This window comes from Halomonas gemina (assembly GCF_023554995.1).
Lineage (GTDB): Bacteria > Pseudomonadota > Gammaproteobacteria > Pseudomonadales > Halomonadaceae > Halomonas > Halomonas gemina.
This window is the reverse complement of sequence record NZ_JAMJPK010000013.1, coordinates 1-20,683: the sequence shown is the minus strand read 5'-3', so window position 1 is coordinate 20,683 and position 20,683 is coordinate 1. Positions and strand designations below refer to the sequence as shown.

Genomic DNA, 20,683 nt, shown 5'->3' with positions numbered 1-20,683 from the left:
AGGTCGTTAGGGTTTCACCCATGGCGAGTGGTCCTCTTGAATCGTGTTCTGCCAGGAACATCTTGATTCTACAAGAGAAAACCACTCGCCATCTTCATTTTCAGCCCTGCCTCATGAATAAGCCGGGGTCACCGGTCTAACCCACAGTGTCGCTGCCACCTCGGCCAACGTGGCCGATGTCACCATGGCAAGTCATCTGGTCCGGGATGACGACGAGCGGGGTGGGGTACCTTTGCATGTGGAGGTGCCTGTACGAAAAGAAGGGCGATCCGGACTCCTGGTTCTGCATCGCCGCCAAGCGAGGCGCCATCAAGAAGATGGAAGACAGCCCCATGAAGACGCTGCTACTGGCATTCGGAAGGCCAAGGCCAGCATCCGTGCAAAGGTCGAGCACCCGTTTCATGTCATCAAGAACCTCTTCGGCTACCGGAAGCTGCGCTACAAGGGGCTGGCCAAGAACCAAGTGCAATTGTTCACCCTGTTCGCCCTCGGCAACCTGGTGCTGGCGGGATGGTGCCAGTGATATCCAGACGGGGAGAGTGTGTTGTGATCCGGCTTGGTGGCGAGTAAATACGAAAAAAAGATAAAGAAAGCCACACTATGTTGTCCATCGATGATCGCTGAGGTGGTGGATGTGCTACGCTCGGCGCGGTAACCACACAAAGACGAAGTGATCCGTGCTTCTCTAATACCATTTTCTGATCGAAATAATAAATTTACAGGAATGCCGGTTAACTTAGAGCATAAATTATGTTGGCGGACAATCATGTGATAACTTTCATGTCATGTGGAAAAAATGCTCGATAAAAACAAGATAATTAATTTGGATACATGAGATTTCCCATCATTGGTAGATGATTCCAATTTATTTACCTCAGTAAATCAATATGTTAAGTCGGAGCGAGAACTGCCCAGATAATTCACCTATTCACGAGCTATATGCGTCAATCCTGAATTGTTTCAAGGCTAAGTGATTTGATAAGGCGCGTTGCCTCATCTCCCGCTATCCTACTATTCAAGAATACTTCAGAGTGCACCTTGACAAATCGACATAACTAGGTGAAACGACACGCGAGAACCTTTCAACTTTCTGTTGGGTGAGGGGTAAACCCGTGTGTGGGAGGGAGAGATGGAACGTGAACCTTGGCGGTGGGGAGGTTTGATATCTATCGTTTCAGGTAGTTTTCTCTGTAAGTTTAAAATATTAAACCTCGCGTACATTATACTTTCAATAAGCACAATCGCCGGTGGTGGATGTTCTATTGTACAAGCATCCGATTTTGTTTATAGGCCTGTGAATCCATCGTTCGGAGGAAATCCATTCAATTCTGCCCATCTATTGGGGCTTGCGGATCGTCAGAACCAGTATAAGGAAAGTGCTAGTTCACGGAGTGGTATAGATAGTCTGCGTAGCAGCCCTGCCGACCAGTTTGTTCGGCAACTCCAGAGCCGGATGATGAGCAGCCTTGCCCGACAAGTAAATGAGGCGGTGTTTGGGGATAATGCTGCGGAGTCAGGCCGAATAATCTTCGGCGACCAGGTCATTACCTTTGAGCGTGGCCTGGAGGCGGTGCATATGGTCATTGAGGATAATGCTGCTGGCACTAGGACCGAGATTTCAGTCCCGGTCTTGCAAGTTGACTGATCGTTGCAATTTATTTCTGACTAATCGGCGAGCCACCAGCATATAAGGTGCAAGGCCAGAGATAAGAGGGTATGAACATGTGGTGCTCTTGTATCCAGACCAAGACGCTTGTGTTTTTTTTCCTCTTGTGGTCTGTGACCGGCTGCACGGCTTCGCGCATGCAACCCTTCACACCACAAGGCGCTGAGCAACCTGACCTGAGGGCATTGCCACCTCCTCAAACAAAGGTTGTTGTCGCAGTCTATGACTTCCCTGATTTGACGGGGCAGCACCGAGAAACCGAAACCGGGCAAGCCCATTACTCAAGAGCAGTCTCTCAAGGAGGCGCAGCCGTCCTGATCCGGGCCTTGCAGGATGCAGGGCAAGGGGAGTGGTTCACTGTAGTGGAGCGCAAACGTCTGGCTAATGTGCTGACTGAGCGACAAATTATTCGCGATCAACGTCGTGGGCGGGTCGACAGAAACGGTATGCCTTTACCGCCGCCTCAGGCTCTCCTTTATGCAGGTGCTATTTTTGAGGGCGGCATTATCGGTTACGACACTAATACGCTAACTGGCGGAGCTGGTGCACGCTTCTTGGGGGTCGGTGCCAGCACCCAATACCGTGAAGATGTGGTGACGGTATTCTTGCGAGCGGTGAGCAGTCAGACAGGCGAGATATGGAACACCGTGGTTGCGGCCCAGCGTATCTATTCCGTTCAGTCCCAAGGCGATGTGTTTCGATTCGTGGGGAGCGACGAGATACTGGAGCTTGAAGCTGGGTTCACCCGCAATTCGCCGAGACTTGTAGCGTTGCGTCGGGCTGTCGAACAAGCAGTGTACTCGATGGTGATGGAGGGAGCCGAGCGGGGGCTCTGGGCCTTTGCTAATCCTGTTCTGGGAGAGGTGGTGCAGCGCTCCTACCTGACTCGCCACCCCAATGAGAAATCGTCGCTGACCACGCTAGTGGCGCCGATGAAAACCCGAGAACAACACATGCTCTGAGGAACTAGATGGTGCTATAGAATGTTGCCGCGACATGCAGTGCCTGGTGGTTGGTACCAGCTTGGGGAGCTATGCTTTTAAGCAATAAGTAAATGGCTTTTGGCAAGGATGAGGCATGAAGCCCATCCGTATACAGCTGGCTGGGATGCCTCAACTTGTTGGGAGAATGACAATGTCACATCAACGGGTTGTACGACAGGGTCTGCTAGCCGTCAGCATCGCGATACTTGCCATGAGTGGCAAGTTGGTGATGGCCAATAGTGCTCTCATCGACCAGACCGGAGACTGGGTAAAAGCCCAACAGAAACAGCGGGGAGGTGATGGCAATCTGGCCAGTATTACACAGGTTGGTACAGGAGGGCATCCCACTGAGCGGACCGTTGCCAAGCAGACACAAGTGGGAGATGACAACACCGCAACCATCGAGCAGTATGGTAGTAGCCTATGGGCTGAGCAGTCGCAGGAAGGTGATGATAACACTGCCTCGATCACCCAAGGCAGTTTATCGTTAGCAAGCATGGGCAATGAAGCCCATCAGACACAGGAGGGTGATAGAAATGACGCCACGATCTGGCAAAGTGATAATGGAAACTATGCACTCCAAGTTCAAATTGGTGACGGAAACACTGCGGAAGTAGATCAGGGAAGTGATGGTTTTTCTGCTCAGATGCAGCTGGGTAATAATAACTTTGTTTCTGCATTTCACAGAGGAGTCAACGTTCAAGTTCAATCAGGTGACAATAATACGGCTTTTGTTGATTGGCGTGGGAATTCGGCGACAAGTCCCTTCATCAGCAATGAGCAATGGCAATCTGGAGGTTGGAATACAGCAGAGCTTCATATTTGGAACACAGATGTCGGTAATGTCGTAAATAATACACAAATCCAGCTGCAAAATGGTAATTCCGCGATATATTTTCAAGACAATATCGAGGGAAAGCATACCATCAGCCAATATCAGGATGGTATGGAGAATGAAATGCTAGCCATCTCCATCAATAACAACACCTCTGACGGTACTAGCTTTACTCAGCAACAAGTCGGAAATAATAATAAGGCGGTGTCGCAAGTGCTTGCCTCGGCTGATATAGGAAATTTAACTCAAGTTCAAGAGGGAAGCTACAATGAGTCTGATGTCAAATTTGGTGGCAGAGGAGGTAATGCAAAGACAATGCAACTAGGAAGTTACAATGTAGGAAGCGTGAATGTTGGAACAAGCAATGACGTTAGCGTTAAGCAGCATCAAGAAGGCATTGGAAATATTGCTATCTCAAACAGTAGTGGAGCCAGCAACAGTGATTTGGAGCAACAGCAGTTTGAAGATGATAATATTGCAACGTTGTTAGTAAACATTGCCAGCAATAACTCAGCCTTTCAGAGTCAGTCTGGTTTGAGAAATAGTGCCTATCTCGAAATCAAATCACAGTCAAGCAACAGCCATGTGGAACAAGTTCAGATCGGCAACGACAATACGGCAGAGTTCTTTGCCAGGAATGGGGCAAGAGCGACGTCTCGTCAATATCAGGAAGGGAATGCAAATTTTTCCCGATGGACTGTGGATGGTGCTATGGCGACGGTTTTACATGAACAGATTGGCGACGGGAATTATTACGAGGCTTTTATTGAAGCAGATGGAACGCACGAAATTCGTCAAGTTGGCAATAACCTAGGAGCGGTTCAGTAACGATTGCACGTGGAGGTCAACTTGGAAGATAAGGCAAGAGGCCGGCGGGACATCATGACTGTTCGAGCTAATGAACCATGGATCTGGCATACAGCACGAATTGTGTCATCTGTTGTCCCTCGGCCTCTGCGTAACGGCACGGATACTGCTTCAGACACTTTTAATCAGAGTGGGTCGCATTCCACTCAAGTATGAAGCACTTCTTGACACGCATCCCTACATAGCGTTGCTTCAAGATAGGAGGGTGAAATGAAGTCACTGACGTCAGGTTTTATTGCAGTCATTCTCTTCCTGTGTAGTAGTGCAAATACCTATGCTCAGTCCAGCTTGGCAAGTATCCAGCAAGTTAACAATAACCATGGTGAGAAGGTGCGGCTTTCTCGCCACCACGATGAGGAGGCCTTACTCAGACACTGGCAGAGGAAAAGCGGCGCACAGCAGCAACTTTCCACGGGTAACACCATCAATCTTCCTTGGGGCCACCAAATTGTAATATTGCAGAGGGGAGATCACAATGCGATGGAATATCAGGGAGTGTGGGAGAAAAATAGCGTCCATGCGCAACAGCTCGGGGACGAAAATCAGATATCACTTTACCAATTGGGAGCCAATAACGATGCTGAATTGGCCCAGCATGGCGATAATAATGAGATGACCGCCACTCAGCGAGGAGAGCACAATATCCTAACATGGCATCAGGATGGCGACTGGTTACCAGACTTGAACGTGATACAAGACGGGAGTCGAGTGCAGATCCTTCAGCAGGCCGTACCATGAAGGTGATGCTGAACCTCTTGTCTTAAACACTAAGGAAACGCTGCATAAATCGCGCCGCAGCTGCCTGATCGCCAACGGCGGGGGAAAATCTGACCATCCCGCTACCGTCTGACAGGGCCATCCGATGAAACAGGCCTCGTTCGTAGGCAGAGCACCAGAACAAGAAGAAGGTTACCCGTCGAGAGCGATTCTTGGTGCAGATGAATTGCCTGTTTCCATGGCAGCAACTCATCGAGGCGTTGTCGCCGTCCTACCGTCCTATCTTGCCGAACGCAGCAGGTAAGCTCGGCTGGCCGCCCATCGGCTTGGAGCACATGCTGCGCATCTAGCAACAATGGTATGCGCTTGCCGACAAGGCGCTGGAAGATGCCCTCTATGACAGCCAGGCCATTCCCGACTATATCGGTTTCGACCTGGCTCTCGAGTGCGTGCCGGACGCCACCAAGCAGCTGCGTTTCCGACATCTGCTGTAGAAGCATGCCCTGACCCAACGGATCTTCACGGAGATTGACGCCCGCCTGGCTGGGCAGGGCCTGTTCATGCGCGAGGGCACCATCGTCGGCGTCACCATCTTGGCGGCCGAGCCCTCACCAAGAACACGGCCAAGCAACGCTACTCGGAGATGCAGCTACACTGGAATGTGGAAGCACCTGGGAGAAGAGAAGGATGCCCCGGACTCTCACGTTGGCAGTTAGGGTGCGATGCATAACGATAGAGGCGAAGATAATATCGATGTATTGTCAATATAACATTAGCTGATTATTCAAAAGGAAAGCCACCATGAGCGCGAAAGACGAGGTTCGTAAAGCATCAGAAGATTTCTACGTGGCATTGAATCGCATGGCGAATGGAGATGCCAGTTCTTTGGCGGATATATGGTCTCATAGCGCGGAGGTGACGGCCATGCATCCGGTTGGCGGTCGGCACGTTGGTTGGGATGCGATCAGGGAATCGTTTGAGCAAGTATCCCACCTCGCTTCAGGCGGCAATATTGAGCTTCACGATCAACTGATCCAGGTCGCTGGGGATGTGGTCTATGAAGTAGGTGTCGAGCGGGGAGAGCTTACAATGGGCGGGCATCAGACCAGCATCGATCACCGCGTCACGAACCTCTATCAGCAAGAAGCCGGAACCTGGAAGATGATTCATCATCACACTGATACTTCTCCAGCGATGCTGGAGGTTCTCAGCCAATTGCAAGCCGGGCAATCGTGAGCAGGCAAGCAACAAACCGGCGAAGGTGTCGGTACGCTCGTCTCCCTTTGCAGAGTTGCATCGTGTATGAGCTAGCGATGTGGCTCCCGAGCGGATAGCGGACTTCAAATAAATAAGGTAAGCCCACAGCTATGGCGGAAGATATTTACTTCTATTGATCCGGGGTGGTACGCTACCATGAGACTAATCTTAGCCCTAATAGTTGCAGTTTTCTTAAGTCCGGCGACAGCCATTGCGCAATCTTATTGCAACGGGCAGACCCAGCTTGACGCTAACTTCTGCGCCAAACAAAAATGGGAAATCGCGGATCAGAAATTAAATCATCTTTGGAATGAAGTGAAAGCATTGTCGGACGCTCGTGGAACCGGCCAGGTGCTTCTGGACGAGCAACGTGCATGGCTGAAGCGACGCGACGCGTACTGTGAGCGGGAATTGAATGCAGGCGGGAGTGCCGATCACATGTTCTACTGGTCTTGTATGGAAGAACAGACATTGCAGCGCATTCAAGTATTGAGGGCCCTACGTTAAGTGACAACGCTGGCATTCTGAATGTGGTTCTGATCCTTTGGCCTCGATAATTACTTGGAAAGAGACTGATCATCAGGATATCTAAAATTGATGGGAAGACAGTGCTTTATATGTTGGTGAGAAGTTCTGTAGAGAAAAAATTGGTGGGCCTGTAAAATACAGTGTTGCACTAGCAAGAAATGTCTATGGGATCTACCCAATCTAGGCCTCCAGTACATATTCTGGAGAGTTTCATGTTACACAGAAATGGCTATGGACTGTCCTTTTCCAGTGGCCTCTAGCCAGGTGACTGTTTGGTAGTGGGCGCACTCCAAGGCATGGAGCACGGTTTCCTGGTGCTCCTCCGTCTGTTGCGATCGCCTTGGCGGTAACCTCTTCCCCCCGACCATTGAGGGGCAAGGGTTCGGTACAGGGGCCCAGATTCTGAAGTTGTCGCGCACAACCACGCAGTAGATCAGGCCCCACTCGGCTAGCTGTTCCCACCAGATCGTCACCTTGCCGTAGACGGCATCCGTCGCGATGCCGGATGAAATGCCAACGTCTAAAGTTAAGCAAACCAGTTGCAGGACGATCTTCCACCTGCTCGCAAAGGCTACATTAGAGGGCAGGCCGGCGGGGCAGCAGCACCGGGTCATCTGTCTACGATTTGGGTGGACAGGCTGAGGGCTACCTGTAAGTTCTCATACTTGTCGATCTTACCGTAGTACTGGCGACTGAGGTCTACAGAACGCGGGCCTCGCTTGCGAATACTGGTATCGTTGATCAACCAATAGGGCTTGGTGCCGGCCAGCAAGAAGCTACTGGGCGATGTTTGTCAGTACCGCATTACTTGGCCATGGTGCCTTGGCCACCAGGTGGCGAAGAGGTTGATGACGTGCCTGAATTTTGTTCTGATCGAGGATGGCCGATATTTGGTCAATGCTCTTTCGGGGCCGCGACAGCATCAGACCATAGTAATAGTACTTGGAACTCCGCACGCGATCAGCATGCTCAGCTTGCCTTTGATCGTTAAGGTAGGTGTCGAAACAGTCGTGAAGCGTTGAGCGTGACATCAATTGTATCCGTTATCCCTGAAGTAGAACGATCGTGAATCATGCCAGCCTAATTTATGACACATGAGTACTAGGCGTTTACACACATACCGTAGGCCTCGCTATTTTCATTCAAACCTCTTGCTGAGCACAGCTCCTTATCCGGGGAACGGAAGAAATGTGCATTCCTTAAGAATCTTCGCTACGCTTACAACGACGCTCTGAAGTCCTCTGCGCTTGCGGCCCGATATGCGCTAGAATAGTGGTCGTATGGGCATGGTGATGGGCGAAAGGTCGGCTACCTTGGAATGCCCAGATTGAGGCCGCTGCTGGCTGGAAAGCTGTTTTTTGTATGACTATGTAGTTGCTACATACCGCTTCTTTGGATAGCTAATACAACGGCGATGTAACGACAAAGTCACCCGTATCGATCGATTCTTTGACTTTTTGTTTAAGTCGGCGACTTCATGCGATTATAAAGCGGTGAAGTTCGCTAAAGAGGGCAAAGAACCATTTGGATATCCCTTCGATGCGGGGGGTTGCATTGCTTAAAGAGACTGGTGAGAAAGGGAGATTGAGATGACTTTCAAAATAAAATTTGTGGGTCTTGCACTTCTGACGACAATTCTCTCAGTAGCTACCTCGGCGCAGGCGCAGGAAATTTCCTGCAACTCGACATATACTACAGAGCGTGGTGATTCGCTCTCCGAAATAGCAAAGCGCGCATACGATAACCCAAGGGCATACCAGAATCTTTTTGATGTCAATCCAGGCGTGTTGACCAGTCCGAATGTCGTTCCCATCGGCGCAGACCTCTTCATTCCCTGCCTGGATGATACTGAGTTTACTCCCTCCGGCCATTTGCCAGAAATTCGGGATGCGAATTCGCAGAATATCAAGATCCTGACGGGAAAGAACTACGCGCCCTACGTGGGTGAAAATCTTCCCGAAGGCGGCTTTAGCACCGAACTTATTCATCGCGCAATGCAGTTCGGGGGCCAGCCCGCTAATTACTTGATCCGATCAATCGGGGATTGGGCCGTGCATTTGTCACCGCTTTTGGAAGAGGGCGATTATGACATTGCCTATCCTTGGTTCAAGCCGGATTGCAACAACACCGCCAACCTGGGAAAAGCCTCTGTCTGGCGTTGCGAAAACCTTCTCTGGTCACGTCCTTTGCACGAAATCGTAGTGACTTTCTATGGGCGAGCGGGTGAGGTCGAGAATATAAGTTCAGCCGGGGATGCCAGCGGCATGACGCTGTGCCGACCAGACGGGTATTTCTCGCATGACCTCGAGGCGGCCGGTCTCGTAGAACCCACCATAACTCGTGTCAAACCCGCCACGCCGGAGGACTGCTTTGAGATGCTGGCCGCAAAGGAAGTGGACCTTGTCTCAGTCAACAGTGACACTTCTGATCGAATCATCCAGAGCCTTGGGATGGAAGAGCGTACCGCCGAGGTGATCGACCTGTCCACGATTCAGACTCTTCACGCGGTCGGAATGCGGACCAATCCGCAAACGCGCATCATCCTGCGCCGGCTTGACAAGGGCCTGAAATCCATTCAGGAAAGCGGGCAGTTCCGGGAGGTTGCTGCGAATCACCTGTGAATGGCGGCGGCCTGTGACTTCGGTCATAGACCGCCAGCCCTGCTATTGCTCGACCGGACTCTTCGGCGCGCGAGCTATTTATTATTATTCTACCAATTTCTGAAAATATAGCCGTGCGCCAAGAATCATCTATCACTCAATATATTTGTCAACTAAAAGGATTGATGGGTGATCAAATTGCGTTACTGCGGAGAGCATCGAATAAGAGGGAGAGTAACCTCCTCCCCGCTCTCTCACACATCCAACGGAATGAAGACCTCCTCATCTTATGCACCGTCACTGCAACCAAAGGGGGTACTATGTTTCAGTCAGCAAAGAAGATTGCAGGGCTTACACTCACGGCCCTCTTAGCGTTACCGACGCATGGTGTTGCTGAGGTTGAAGAGATTGAATATTTTAGGCTACAGGAACCCTGCAATGGCAAGTCTGGTCGAGCCATAGTCAGTTATTCATGGTTCGAGGCCAGCACAACTCCTGAAACCGAGCATCTATTCAGTGACCTGTGTCTCGATCTTGATGCCATGCAAGTGTTTAGTGTCGAGAATTCAGACGAGTTGAGAGCTGCTTATCAAGCCCCCGGCCAGATGACCTACCATTCAAACCCGCCGGGATATCCCGATAGATATCAGGAAGTGGTGACTCTATCGAACGACATCCTTTTCCATCATGACGATGAGGGGATGGAAGAGGTAGAGAATCTTCCCCGGCCCGAAGCCCCTGGGGTTCTGAGCACCTTCACATGGGTCAAGGGTGCGGAGGCTCGCCCCTTGGATAGAATCGGCTTGGCCACAGCTTGGTTGCGTGGATATGTAGGCGGAGAGCCACTACAAAACAAACGACAAGCCGGCAGGTACTCTGGTTCTGTTGCTGAGAATATGTTAGGAACGAAGCAAACCGATTCTGAGCTTTCAGGTTTAGGGTTCTATATGGGTTCCGAGGTTGTGGTTAACGGGGATAGTGCCGAAGTCCATTTGCGGCCTCCCGCACAGGTGGCTGCTGTCCGTGATGCAACTGCAACCATGAGGCTTGTCTTCGAAGGCGACGAGATCACGGGCAGTGGCACGTTTCAGGCTGAGAACGGGCTATTGTCGCCCACCACAGAGAAAATCTGGAAACGCTTTGATTTAGAAACCGCTGGTGTAACCGGAAAACTGACAGGCGAAGATGGTGACCATATGTATGTATTAGTAATATGGGAGGGAACCTATACAGACTTTGCCGGTGATTCATTCCCCGCCGATTCTGTCATGACATTCAATGCCATGTGGCAAGAGTAGGACTGGAGCAAAAAAATCATGAACAATTATATGGAAAAAATTATCAAGACAATATTTTTTGCTGCTGTCTTAACTATGGCGTGTCCGCTGACCGCCGGGGGAGATATAATCGGTTTCTGGCAACCCTACAGCCGTACTGCCCAATGGCTGGGTTCGATGACGGTGGCACCTGACCAATTGAGCTTCGAAGCTGGGCCGACTGCGCAACTTGAACCTGTTCGCACGGGTGGCAGCATTTTTCGCATTACCAACGCGCAAGACGACTCTTACCTAGAATGTGGAGGAAAGCCCGTCAACTATGTCGGTTTTCACGTTCTCGATAACGGGCTGCTGGCTTTCTTGCACTACAGGGCCGATGCGCCGCCAGCCGAACCCACGGGCAGAAACTCGATGGAAGTCATAAGAAACGGAGCTTGTGCGGTGATATTCTATGCGCGGTGATTATAATATGACGTGCTTAAAAGTTCGATTCATTAATGTAAATATTTAATAAAAATCCGTTAAGGTGGTAGCAACTCTATCAGTTTTACTGTTTTGATACCTGGATTATTACAATGTTAATGAATAAGTGTTGTATGTTAATTTTTTCTACCCCAAAAGGGTGAAGGGTTAAAGCAATGACAATAAACTCAAGCGAAGTACAGAGCTGCGGGCTCCTTCACTTATTCAGAGTTTGGAGAAATACAACTGCACCTTAGCTTTTTATTGTAGAGCGTTGTTCGCCGGAGGTTAGGAATATGTCGACTGGCTTATGCGAGATTTGCGGCGGTTACGGCTTCGATCGGAACAATCATGTCTGCATCCATTGCGCCGGTTCCGGCAGGGATCCCTACCTCAAGTCGCCGGGGAGAGGCGGTCCCGGCTTACCCGGGCGGAATGGCCGGGCCATGCCCCTACCTAGATCGCTACAAGCCATCATCTTGATGTTAGCGTTCGCAGGCGGCGTAGTCTCCTATTTAAGTTCGGGCGGATCGATAGAGTACGCAGGCCTCGGCGCTATGCTCGTACTCGTGACAGGGCTTGTTATCGCCTATGCGTTACGAAATCTGTTCTCCCTCTTGATCCTCGCGGTCGCCTTCTACTTCATCGATCAGGCGCTGTGGGAAGGGGTGGTCGTAGCCAAGGTGATGAATGTGATCGTCGAGATTGTCATTCAAGCCTATTCAGAGGTGTTCTGAATCTGTCTCATTCATCAGGGTGCCGAATTAGGGTATTAAGCTGGGGGGTTACCTGTAACGATTCACTTGATTGAGATCAATCCATCTTATAGCATGCTGCAAAACCACGGTGTGCAGCTGACTGGTCAACGAGTGAAGTACGCGCTGTGGATAGGATTGATCGACTTGGCGGCCCTAAAGGGCAGCGACCACACCGCTGTTGTCGAAGGCTTCAAGCACCAGCAAGACACTGTTGTAGCTATTGGTGCTGGCCAACCTGCTCTACCACGCAATCCAAATCGTAGCGGGTTATTCTATGCATTAAGGGTCTCGATCAGACGTAAGAGCTTGCAACACTTTGGGATCGAAGTAATAAGCCATGTGCGTCCGGCCGGTTACCCTTTCAACCAGAGGTCTGTTGAACCATAGCTGATGGCTGTTGCCAGGGTAATGACGCGCATGGTCGGTGACCGCTTTACACAACCAATCGGACGGGCTGTGGAAGTCGACCCAAACAGCTGGCGAGTGCTGGAACAGCTGTTCGCGCTCGCCGGCCAGCCACTGTGAGCGGCAGGAAAGGACTGCCTCGGGAGAGCCGAGTGTGAATAGGTAAATACGGTCGCGGTCGGCGGGGTGCGGCCAATCGGCGAGCAAATCAATAGCAACGATCGAACCAAAACTGTGCGCGACGATGAAAACTTCATCATAGGGCTCAGCCAACACGCGATCGATGGTCTCAGCTACCCTGCGCCGCACACGCTCGCGCATCCCTGCATGCATTTCGCGTTGCCGATTCTCCAGGTAGTCTTTTGAAAACATAGCCATTTGGGCCAGCTCATCTGCCCGGAAGGCTGACAGCAAGAGAGGCAAAATGAAGTATGGCGCTGAAGTCTCTATCCAAGCCGTGACTTCCATAAACCAGGTGAACAAAGACTGTAGGGCAGGTACAGATGCTAGAAACGCTGGCTCAGGCGTAGTTCGCAGTGCTGCTGCCACAATCACTGTCAAAGAAATGTACCAAAGGACCAGTAAAACGCCACCTGCCAGGAGACCAATCGCAATCGTGGGAGATAGACGCAATGCTGACAGATTGCCCCGAGAGATCAGCCAAAAGAACACCAACTCGAACCCGCTGGCAAGTCGTTTCCAAGGGCTCATCTCTGCTGACGAGGTTAACATGTCTGCCCAGTAAGCTTCGAAGAGGTCGATGCTTGGCCCCTGCCGAGTGGCGCCACGCAGGGCTCGCGGCTTCAGCCGTAGGCCCGATTCCCCACCTACTTTCACTGGTTCTGGAGACTGCATAGGTCGTATTTCTGTGTTGGCTAAGTTCTCCGCCAGTAAATCGCGGCGCGAAAAACGCTCAACGCGTTTCAGCCCCGGGATAAGAACTATGGCTCGAAGTGCCTGTTCCGACATCAGCTGCGCTCCTTATGAATGATCAGTCTTGCTGGCTGGCACTAGCACTACAGCAGAAGCTACGCTGCTGGCGGTTGAAGTATAGTCTCCTTGGGTTACTGCTACTGTGCTACTGAATGTGGCACACCCAACCCGGAGAGACACAATCTTTTCCGAAAAATCTGTTGTGCATTCACATTAGACTGCTAGGACTGCCTAGCCATGGGCGAATCTGTATAGGCCATGCGCGAGGGCACCATCTTCGCTGCCACCTCGGCCAACATCGCTGATTTCAGCAAGCCAGGGTAGCTGAGCGGCATTTCGACAAGCGGAGATACAGCCACACGGGTTACCTCAGCATGCGGTGGAACCTTGGAGAGGGGAGAGGGACCAGGCTCCTGGTACTGCGTCGCTACTAGGCGCTGTACCCTCAAGCAGCTGACAGCTTCATGAAGATGCTGCTGCTGGCGATCGAGAAGGCTAAGGCCAGCATCCGGGCCAAGGTCCAGCACCCGTTTCATGTCATCAAGAACCTCTTCGGCAAAAGTGAGGTTTGCTACAAGGGGCTGGCCAAGAATGATGCGCAACTTTTCAGCCTGTTCGGGCCAACTAATCTGGTATGGATCGGTGATGCCACGGCTTGGCCAGCAGGTTTATCCCGATAGTGTAGTACACGTGAAAAAAGCGGATCTTTCTCGCAAACTCTTCAGAAAGACGCTAGTCTTCATTGCATAGCAATTTACTGTCAATAATGTCTTTCAGGCGTTTACCACCGATCCCCTCGATCCGCACAAGCTGTTCAACACTCGTCCACGGGCGTCCATCGATAATAAGTTTTGCTCTAACTGGGCCTATGTGCGGCAGTTTTTGTAGTGTCTCAAAATCGCTGGTGTTGAGATCAATGCAATACACCGGATCGTTAGCGGCAGGGAGAGAGCTATAGATGCTGATTGTTGTGAACGGTCTTAAGTTTAGCTCGGCACTACCCAGAGCCAGATACACTGGGGCATGGTCAGACACTTCATCAAGTGCCCGAGTATGATCAATGCCGAAAAGGACAGGGAATTTCACGATCCCTCGCTCGGACACATTTAACCTGCCTTTGAACTTCCAGATATTGTCATAGAGGTTCACGTACCGTCCACTCGTAGCACTCAGTGTCGTGGCCCCTTGTGTGATCGCTGGTATCACGCCTAGTACGCGGAGGGCGTCCCAAGCGTCATGGTGTGGCATGAGGTTGAAGTCGCCCATTAGCAGGCGTGGTGTGTCGTGATAAGCCTCACCCAGCCATTCCCAGTAGTCTGCCAGTGCTTCGATCTCTGGGAGCCGGTCGCTGAGGCTGCTCCCGTAGACCACGTGGACGTTGGCAACAGCGAATACTTGCCCGCTTCGCAGGCTACGGAACCGCGCTGAATAGGGTTCACGGGAGAAGATGTCGCCACTGTCGAAGAACACCGCTGCACCATCTACGTATTCTACGGCGCTGTCCCTCCAGAGGAAGGCGTAGTGTTCGCGGTAAGACGAGCGGCCGAGTGCATGGCTGGCCATCGATGACCAGGACTCGCCGGAGAGCGCTTCGACCTCAATCTCAAGGCGTTCTAGAGCCACTTCGTTCATCAGCTCCTGGATCGCAAGGAAATCAAAGTGGTTCGCAACGTGTGCAACCTTATCGTAACGTTTGTCGTTGTCCCAGCCGAGGTTTTGGATATTCCATGAGCCCAATATGACCTCGGCTACCCCTGGCAGCGGCGTCAGGGAGATGGCAAAGAGTACAAGAGGGATTAGGACTCGGCGCAAGGAGAAACATTTTGGATCATTGTTCATGGCGGTTCCTAGAATATTCTGTGTACACACCTAGTCTAGGTTATCTCTATGGCATGCAGGCCCTGTCTGTTGGATAATTCGCTGATAAAGTCTAGTTTTATAAAAATTGTGAAGATAACCATTTGGAATGCTCATGCAGGTATGATATTTCAGGGTTCTTAGTCGTTTCACATGGATTTGGCCTGATCGAGCAGACGGCCCACAGGGCTGCGAATCAGGTAGATCATCGCGATGAAGTTGGCCTCGTTCCGGTAGCCGCGTGCGCGTGACCGAGCCGCCTGAAATAGGCCGTTCATCCCTTCCAGTCGTGCGTTCGTCAGTCCCGAGATCCATCGCCTGACCACCGCGTCGGCGTGCCGCTCCAGCTTCGCCAAGGCCTTTCCCATCGGCTTCAGCAGTGGCTTCTCGGAGACCGCCGCTTTCATGACCTTGAGGTAGTTCGTGATGCGCCACCGAGCCGCTCGGGGCGTCGGGGCCTTCTGGATCCAGCGCAGCTTCTCCTTGATCACCCAGGCATCGGCAGTCGCACTCTGATCGGCCACCAGCTCCTGGAGCGCCGCCAGCTGCTTGGGGGTCAGGTTCTCGTTTTCCAGGCTCTTCAGCAGTGCCCAGCGCAGCGATTTGGGGTGCCCCTGCTCGCGGCGTTCCTTGTTGCGCACCTCGTCCAGTCGCTTAGTGAAGGTCTGCACGATATGGAACCAGTCGACCGTGACCTCGGCCCTGGGAAGGTGCTCGGCCACGCCACTCAGGAAGGCCTGAGACATGTCGCAAACGATCTCAACGACGTTATCCGGGTCGCCGCCATACTCCTCAAGAAAGGCGCTGAAGGCCTTGATGGCGGCCTTGCCATGGCCCGGAACGGGCTCCTGCTTGCGCTGCATGTCGAGGAACACCGTGACATAGCGTTGACCCCGTCGTGAGGCCGTCTCGTCCACGCCGACAGTGGTGACGCTGGACAGGTCAAGATCGCCCAGCATGCGGCCCACATAATGGTGCACGATGCGCCACAGCCGCTTGTCGGAGATCTCCAGTTGCGGGTAGAAGGTCAGCACCGGCATCTCTTTGACCAGCGACATGGCCGCCTGCTCGAACAGCAGGGTGAAGTCGCTGCCGGGCGCGCCCAGGGCACCTGGATGCGCTTGACGCTATGCACGTGGCACTTGGTGCGAGGCACGAGGCCAGCAGGTAGCAGTGATGTTAAAAAAGTTCAGGTGCTGCCAGGTTTTATCGGCGAAGTCATACGCCGGACAAGCCTTGCGGCACTCCGGGCAGGGGTAGAGGCTGCCCCGCTCGGCTTCGACATAGAGGTCCAGGCGGCGGGGCGACACGAAGGTATCCAGGTGCTGGTCCCTGAGAATCTAGGGCGCTTCCAGCCCTAGGTAGAGAGGCAGAATCTGGGTGCAGTCCATGCAATGCCTTCTGTCCAAGTGGAGGTCAAACCCTGGCCCAGCTCAGAGGGCGAATTCCACACCCAACGACGAAGAGCCTTCATAGGGCTGCCGATCAGATAGATCATTGCGATGAAGTTGGACTCCTTCCGGTAGCCGCGTGCGCGTGATCGGGCCTTTTGGAATAGACAGTTAATTCCTCTCCGATGTGGGTTGGTCAGGCCGGGAATCTAGGGTGCCGCATTGAACGCTCAGTCGACAAGAATCGGATTGTTCGGAGTGACAAGGCAGTTTTTATAAAATTTTAGAATTTATACATAAGTGTTCGTATATAACTTGTTTAGATGGCAACGATTGTTTTGAGTAACTGGCTATTTTCCTTAAACAATTTTAAACGTCCATATGCTAATTGACTAAATTCAGTTTTCTTTACCGATATCCTTTCCCATATCTGCCTCAGTCTCCTGTTCTTCTAGTACGCAAACCAAACAACTCCTGATTAGAATGTAAATAACGGATCAAAATGTTGTCTGCTCTCTTCAGATCGCAGCGCAGGATGCGTTATGGCTGAATATGTGCGCTACTGATATTGTGGCGCCCGGCGGTAGCTTGCTTCTATGAATCAAGCTTCTGATATTTCTGGCCCTGCATAATGTTGTTATCGTTGTGGGCTTGTAGCTATGAGAATTCATGTTGTGCGATTTAAAGCAGAGCGAACACGTAGAAATGTTTACCCTGTTATATGGGGAAGTATAGTAGCCGGTACCTCTTGAGATTTTAAAATTGATATTACGGCCGTTATCACTGCAACGGTTGGCGCGATAGCTGCGACTGTCTCTGCTTACTTTGCATCTGGCTCAAAGAATAATTCGAGCGAAGTTGAGCGAAAAATGAAAATTCGGTAAGCCCGAATGGACGAACATGATCTCATACATATAAAAGAAGGGTTTCTGATTCCCGTGGATAGTGATCAATTGTGGATGGACTATTACTATGAGAGTAGAGCAAATAAGTTGTCTAGGAAAGATGCCTCCATCTCTGTAAAGGGTCGCGTTCCGGCAGCAACAAACAAGGTCGTAGAGTAACCTATCTCGACGTGAACCTCAAATAGACAGGCAGGCTAATGATCGGTTGCGACAGTCGGCAAGACGTTAGCAAACCCATTCACAAAACAAGTATCAACACAAGGATAATAACAATAGAGCTACTTACTCCTTATGCCACTTTCAAAAGTCAAATTCATGAGCTTTGGACTGCCGGACCTGGCAGCTCGGTGAAGGTATGAATAAAGTCATTGAATGGCGTGGTACGTGATCAGGATCTCGGCACACACCTTCGGTGTCGTGGTCACTTTCTTATGCAGCTTGATGTCCATAACTCGGTTCACGAATGAACTGCTGTTGAAGCTTTCTCACTGACAGCAGAGGCTAACTTTTATAGTAAATTTGAACATCCGAGACCCTAAAAATGCTCGCTTGATCGCCATGGTGCTGGAGCGTTACCCGGTTTACTGCTGTAGCCGTGCCTGGAGGCTTTTCAACTGATGGGCTGTTCTTCCGCGAGTACGCGTAACTGTTCCCGCTCCGAGTCACTGTAGATAGCAGGGCGACCGGCACGAGGTTTGTCGTGGAGTCATTCGAGCCCCTGTGCCTCCCAGGTATCGAGCCAGACCGAGACCGTTTCTCGTTTCACAGAAAGGATCTTGTCAATCTGGTTAGTATGGCCTCGATGGCTGACGATGGCAGATGGGGGAAAGCTGGTAAAAGTGCGATCCGTTTCACCTAAAGGTGCTCTAGTTCTTAGAGATCTTACGCTCGAACAGCAGAAGCGAGATGGGTCGACATTCACAAACATAGATTATCATTAGCTGCGCCGCACTAGGGCACGTTTAATAGTAGCCATAGATGAGAAGGCTAATGGCAAAAAGGAGTTGAGAAAGCTTGCCCGCGATTTGAAGAAGTGAGGCGTTAATCAAAACGTTATTGACGAGATCGATGCTTGCGACAAGAGCCTCTGAAGTTGAGTTCGTAAATGAAACACGAGAGGGAGAAAATTCGGCCTGATTCCTTTTCAGTATGATCTTATAACAGGTTGCACCTGACGTTTCTCTGCTGCGCTCCGCAACGCGACTGAACCCAGCCGTTAATCTTTGAGAAGACAAAAGGAGGAGGTCAAGACATAGGTAAAATGCAGTTGATTTAACATTAGTAATTGCTGATAATGAAGATTAAGAAGGAGAGTTATTATGACTATTCAGAGGTGTGGCGAGGATATTGGGAGCGCTGATGAGGGCAAGGAGATTTACTGCAACTGTGGCTCACCTGACGACAGTCGAGAGTACAGATCTAGGTCGGAGCTGGAGCATACTCCCGTTGATTATGAATCAACCGGTTTCGGGCCTGATGGTGAGGAAATAGATGACGGACCGACATCATCAATGTCGCTCGCAACTCTAATTCTATCTAACGGTGCCCGGATCGAGTTTTCCGCTGTAGAAGAGGACTCTGGGAACCACGGGATCGCCATGCGCGAGATTGGGGATGTCGAGCGAATGATGCCGTCTGTGCTGTCAATGACGTCACGTCTTACGGCCCTTGAGATCTATTCCAAGCTCAGCCCGAATGCGCCAATCCCTCGGTTGATCGTGGCTCAGTCCGATTGTCAACCACAAAACGCTTTGGTCGATATAGTTGAGGAACCGCTGGAAGTCGATCTCGACGTTCTCGGCATTCTGCCACCGGTTGTTCAGTTTGGCTCTTCATCGGGCGGTGGGTATGGTGGTCAGTTCTGCGTGTCGGGTGACGGCTGGCACGCCTTTAGGGCGTTTGCTTGTGAGGGTTCCTATCCAGCGAACGCTTGGATCTGGTGTGACCCGAGCGTTGCATATTACTGGCGCGACCGATGGACGAATGGGCGCAATCGAAAGAATTCGTTTGGGATAACCGCGACCTGTGGCGCGCCGGCAGAGACACGCCATTATTACAAAAAGAAGGTTAACGGAAAGTGGAAGAGGCTCAATACTTGGTATCTGCCCAACCACTACTGGCAATGGACGCGCTATGAGGGGGTGGCGAAACGGGATCGTTGGGTGCGTCACGTCTCATCCATTCAGGGACAGCCGTCCTTTGTTCGTTGCTTTACCGCCATCTACACCTAATGATGGACACCGAATGTCCCGCCGGTAAGTCGGCGGGATATTAGAGAATAGCCAATTAAAAAAATAAGTAAATCCCCGGCTTTGCCGGGGGATTACTCTAGGTTTGATTGTGTGCTGCGGTCAAAGGGAACCTCCAGTCGCCGCCAAGAGATAGGATGTTCCCAATGAGAGAGTATCAAAGTCTTGATTATACAACATGGAATTGTGTGTATCATGTTGTTTTCATTACGAAAAAGCGAAAGAAAGTGATTTTCGGTGGCATACGCCAGCACCTTGGTGAGGTGTTCCATGAGCTGGCCAGGCAGAAGGAGTGCCAGATCGTAGAAGGCCACCTGATGCGAGATCATGTTCGCATGTGCATCAGCATTCCACCCAAGCACTCCGTGTCGCATGTGGTTAGTTATATCAAAGGGAAGAGCGCCATTTCGATAGCCAGGAACTTTATGGGACGAACTCGCAACTTCACAGGTGAGAGCTTTTGGGCATGAGGCTATTTTGTCTCAACAGTCGGGCTTGATGAGGCAATGGTCAGAGCCTAAATCGGAACCAGGAAAAGAATGACGAGCATTAAGATCAACTAAAGTTCGGAGTGTGAGGTTGCCGCCTTCAGGCGGCTCAGGTTCTTGCCCCTTTGAGGGGCTAACAATATAAAGCCCCCGGCTTTGCCGGGGGATACTTACTTCAAGTGTTAGGCCGCTTTCTATAATAGAGGTTGCGGTAGCAAACCGGCCAGCTAGAGAGCAACCTCAACAAAACAAGAGGGGAGATGCCATGAACAGTAAATCGTTTTCGGGAGCGGACCTAGAGAAAGCTCTCACGGAAGGTACCTTGACTCAAGCACAGACACTCCTGACTGGAATGGTGAAACCGTCTGAGCAGAGCGCGCATGTGAGTTTCTCTCAGGCCGGTTGCGATACGTGGGTTGATTTGCCCACTGACATGATCGAGCGCGCCGATCACGTAGGCCAACGTCCGTGCCGAGATCACTCCCACCCTATTATGAGCATAACG

At 51.3% G+C, this 20,683-nt stretch carries 16 protein-coding genes and 4 pseudogenes; 15 read left to right on the top strand and 5 right to left on the bottom strand.

The window, feature by feature from the left end:
* Positions 1–184 precede the first annotated feature (184 nt).
* The 8 genes and pseudogenes from M8009_RS18720 (at position 185) to M8009_RS18685 (ending at position 6,832) form a co-directional block, all read left to right on the top strand.
* On the top strand, positions 185–523 hold the full coding sequence (locus M8009_RS18720; RefSeq protein WP_250063975.1) for a transposase: 339 nt from the start codon (positions 185–187) through the stop codon (positions 521–523).
* Between the two features lie 606 nt (positions 524–1,129).
* Positions 1,130–1,645, top strand: coding sequence for a curli assembly protein CsgF (locus M8009_RS18715; protein ID WP_250063973.1), 516 nt, complete (start codon positions 1,130–1,132; stop codon positions 1,643–1,645).
* Between the two features lie 71 nt (positions 1,646–1,716).
* On the top strand, positions 1,717–2,628 hold the full coding sequence (locus tag M8009_RS18710) for a CsgG/HfaB family protein (RefSeq protein WP_250063971.1): 912 nt from the start codon (positions 1,717–1,719) through the stop codon (positions 2,626–2,628).
* 232 nt (positions 2,629–2,860) lie between these two features.
* Positions 2,861–4,312, top strand: a complete 1,452-nt coding sequence (locus M8009_RS18705; RefSeq protein ID WP_250063969.1) for a hypothetical protein — start codon at positions 2,861–2,863, stop codon at positions 4,310–4,312.
* A 249-nt stretch (positions 4,313–4,561) separates the two neighbouring features.
* Positions 4,562–5,089 carry a curlin repeat-containing protein gene (locus M8009_RS18700; RefSeq protein WP_250063968.1) on the top strand — a complete coding sequence of 176 codons (528 nt, stop codon included), beginning with the start codon at positions 4,562–4,564 and terminating at the stop codon, positions 5,087–5,089.
* Positions 5,090–5,213: 124 nt separating this feature from the next.
* Positions 5,214–5,679: pseudogene (locus M8009_RS18695) on the top strand (transposase); the annotation flags it as partial.
* A 190-nt stretch (positions 5,680–5,869) separates the two neighbouring features.
* The gene (locus M8009_RS18690) at positions 5,870–6,304 is read left to right on the top strand and encodes a YybH family protein (RefSeq protein ID WP_250063966.1); all 435 of its coding nucleotides are present in this window, start codon (positions 5,870–5,872) and stop codon (positions 6,302–6,304) included.
* Between the two features lie 177 nt (positions 6,305–6,481).
* Positions 6,482–6,832 carry a lysozyme inhibitor LprI family protein gene (locus M8009_RS18685; protein WP_250063963.1) on the top strand — a complete coding sequence of 117 codons (351 nt, stop codon included), beginning with the start codon at positions 6,482–6,484 and terminating at the stop codon, positions 6,830–6,832.
* A 236-nt stretch (positions 6,833–7,068) separates the two neighbouring features.
* Here the strand turns inward: M8009_RS18685 and M8009_RS19395 are convergent, their stop codons facing one another.
* Both M8009_RS19395 and M8009_RS19390 read right to left on the bottom strand, forming a co-directional pair.
* Positions 7,069–7,467 carry a transposase gene (locus tag M8009_RS19395; protein ID WP_430886934.1) on the bottom strand — a complete coding sequence of 133 codons (399 nt, stop codon included), beginning with the start codon at positions 7,465–7,467 and terminating at the stop codon, positions 7,069–7,071.
* Positions 7,464–7,598 carry a hypothetical protein gene (locus M8009_RS19390; protein WP_430886935.1) on the bottom strand — a complete coding sequence of 45 codons (135 nt, stop codon included), beginning with the start codon at positions 7,596–7,598 and terminating at the stop codon, positions 7,464–7,466. Before M8009_RS19390 ends, M8009_RS19395 begins: the two co-directional genes overlap by 4 nt.
* Before the next feature lie 844 nt (positions 7,599–8,442).
* Here M8009_RS19390 and M8009_RS18680 point away from each other — a divergent pair.
* From M8009_RS18680 to M8009_RS18665, 4 genes are all read left to right on the top strand, one after another.
* Positions 8,443–9,474 carry a transporter substrate-binding domain-containing protein gene (locus M8009_RS18680; RefSeq protein WP_250063962.1) on the top strand — a complete coding sequence of 344 codons (1,032 nt, stop codon included), beginning with the start codon at positions 8,443–8,445 and terminating at the stop codon, positions 9,472–9,474.
* Between the two features lie 299 nt (positions 9,475–9,773).
* Entirely contained in the window at positions 9,774–10,751 is a 978-nt protein-coding gene (locus M8009_RS18675; RefSeq protein WP_250063960.1) for a hypothetical protein, read from the top strand.
* A gap of 18 nt (positions 10,752–10,769) precedes the next feature.
* Complete coding sequence (locus M8009_RS18670) at positions 10,770–11,192, top strand: hypothetical protein (protein ID WP_250063958.1); 423 nt, start codon at positions 10,770–10,772, stop codon at positions 11,190–11,192.
* Positions 11,193–11,638: 446 nt separating this feature from the next.
* Positions 11,639–11,929 (top strand): hypothetical protein, encoded by a 291-nt coding sequence (locus tag M8009_RS18665; RefSeq protein ID WP_250063957.1) that lies wholly within the window; start codon positions 11,639–11,641, stop codon positions 11,927–11,929.
* 300 nt (positions 11,930–12,229) lie between these two features.
* On the opposite strand, the gene M8009_RS18660 is transcribed toward M8009_RS18665, so the two are convergent.
* Positions 12,230–13,324, bottom strand: a complete 1,095-nt coding sequence (locus tag M8009_RS18660) for a hypothetical protein (RefSeq protein ID WP_250063955.1) — start codon at positions 13,322–13,324, stop codon at positions 12,230–12,232.
* Between the two features lie 449 nt (positions 13,325–13,773).
* On the opposite strand from M8009_RS18660, the pseudogene M8009_RS18655 reads away from it, so the two are divergent.
* Positions 13,774–13,968: pseudogene (locus M8009_RS18655) on the top strand (IS5/IS1182 family transposase); the annotation flags it as partial.
* A gap of 52 nt (positions 13,969–14,020) precedes the next feature.
* Here the strand turns inward: M8009_RS18655 and M8009_RS18650 are convergent.
* Both M8009_RS18650 and M8009_RS18645 read right to left on the bottom strand, forming a co-directional pair.
* The gene (locus M8009_RS18650) at positions 14,021–15,127 is read right to left on the bottom strand and encodes a helix-hairpin-helix domain-containing protein (RefSeq protein WP_250063953.1); all 1,107 of its coding nucleotides are present in this window, start codon (positions 15,125–15,127) and stop codon (positions 14,021–14,023) included.
* A 167-nt stretch (positions 15,128–15,294) separates the two neighbouring features.
* Positions 15,295–16,485, bottom strand: a pseudogene (locus tag M8009_RS18645) (ISL3 family transposase).
* Positions 16,486–18,760: 2,275 nt separating this feature from the next.
* Between M8009_RS18645 and M8009_RS18640 the strand changes: the two are divergent.
* A complete protein-coding gene (locus M8009_RS18640; protein ID WP_250063951.1) occupies positions 18,761–19,672 on the top strand; it encodes a hypothetical protein in 912 nt (303 codons plus the stop codon).
* Positions 19,673–19,836: 164 nt separating this feature from the next.
* A pseudogene (gene tnpA, locus M8009_RS18635) lies at positions 19,837–20,157 on the top strand (IS200/IS605 family transposase); the annotation flags it as partial.
* Positions 20,158–20,683 lie beyond the last annotated feature (526 nt).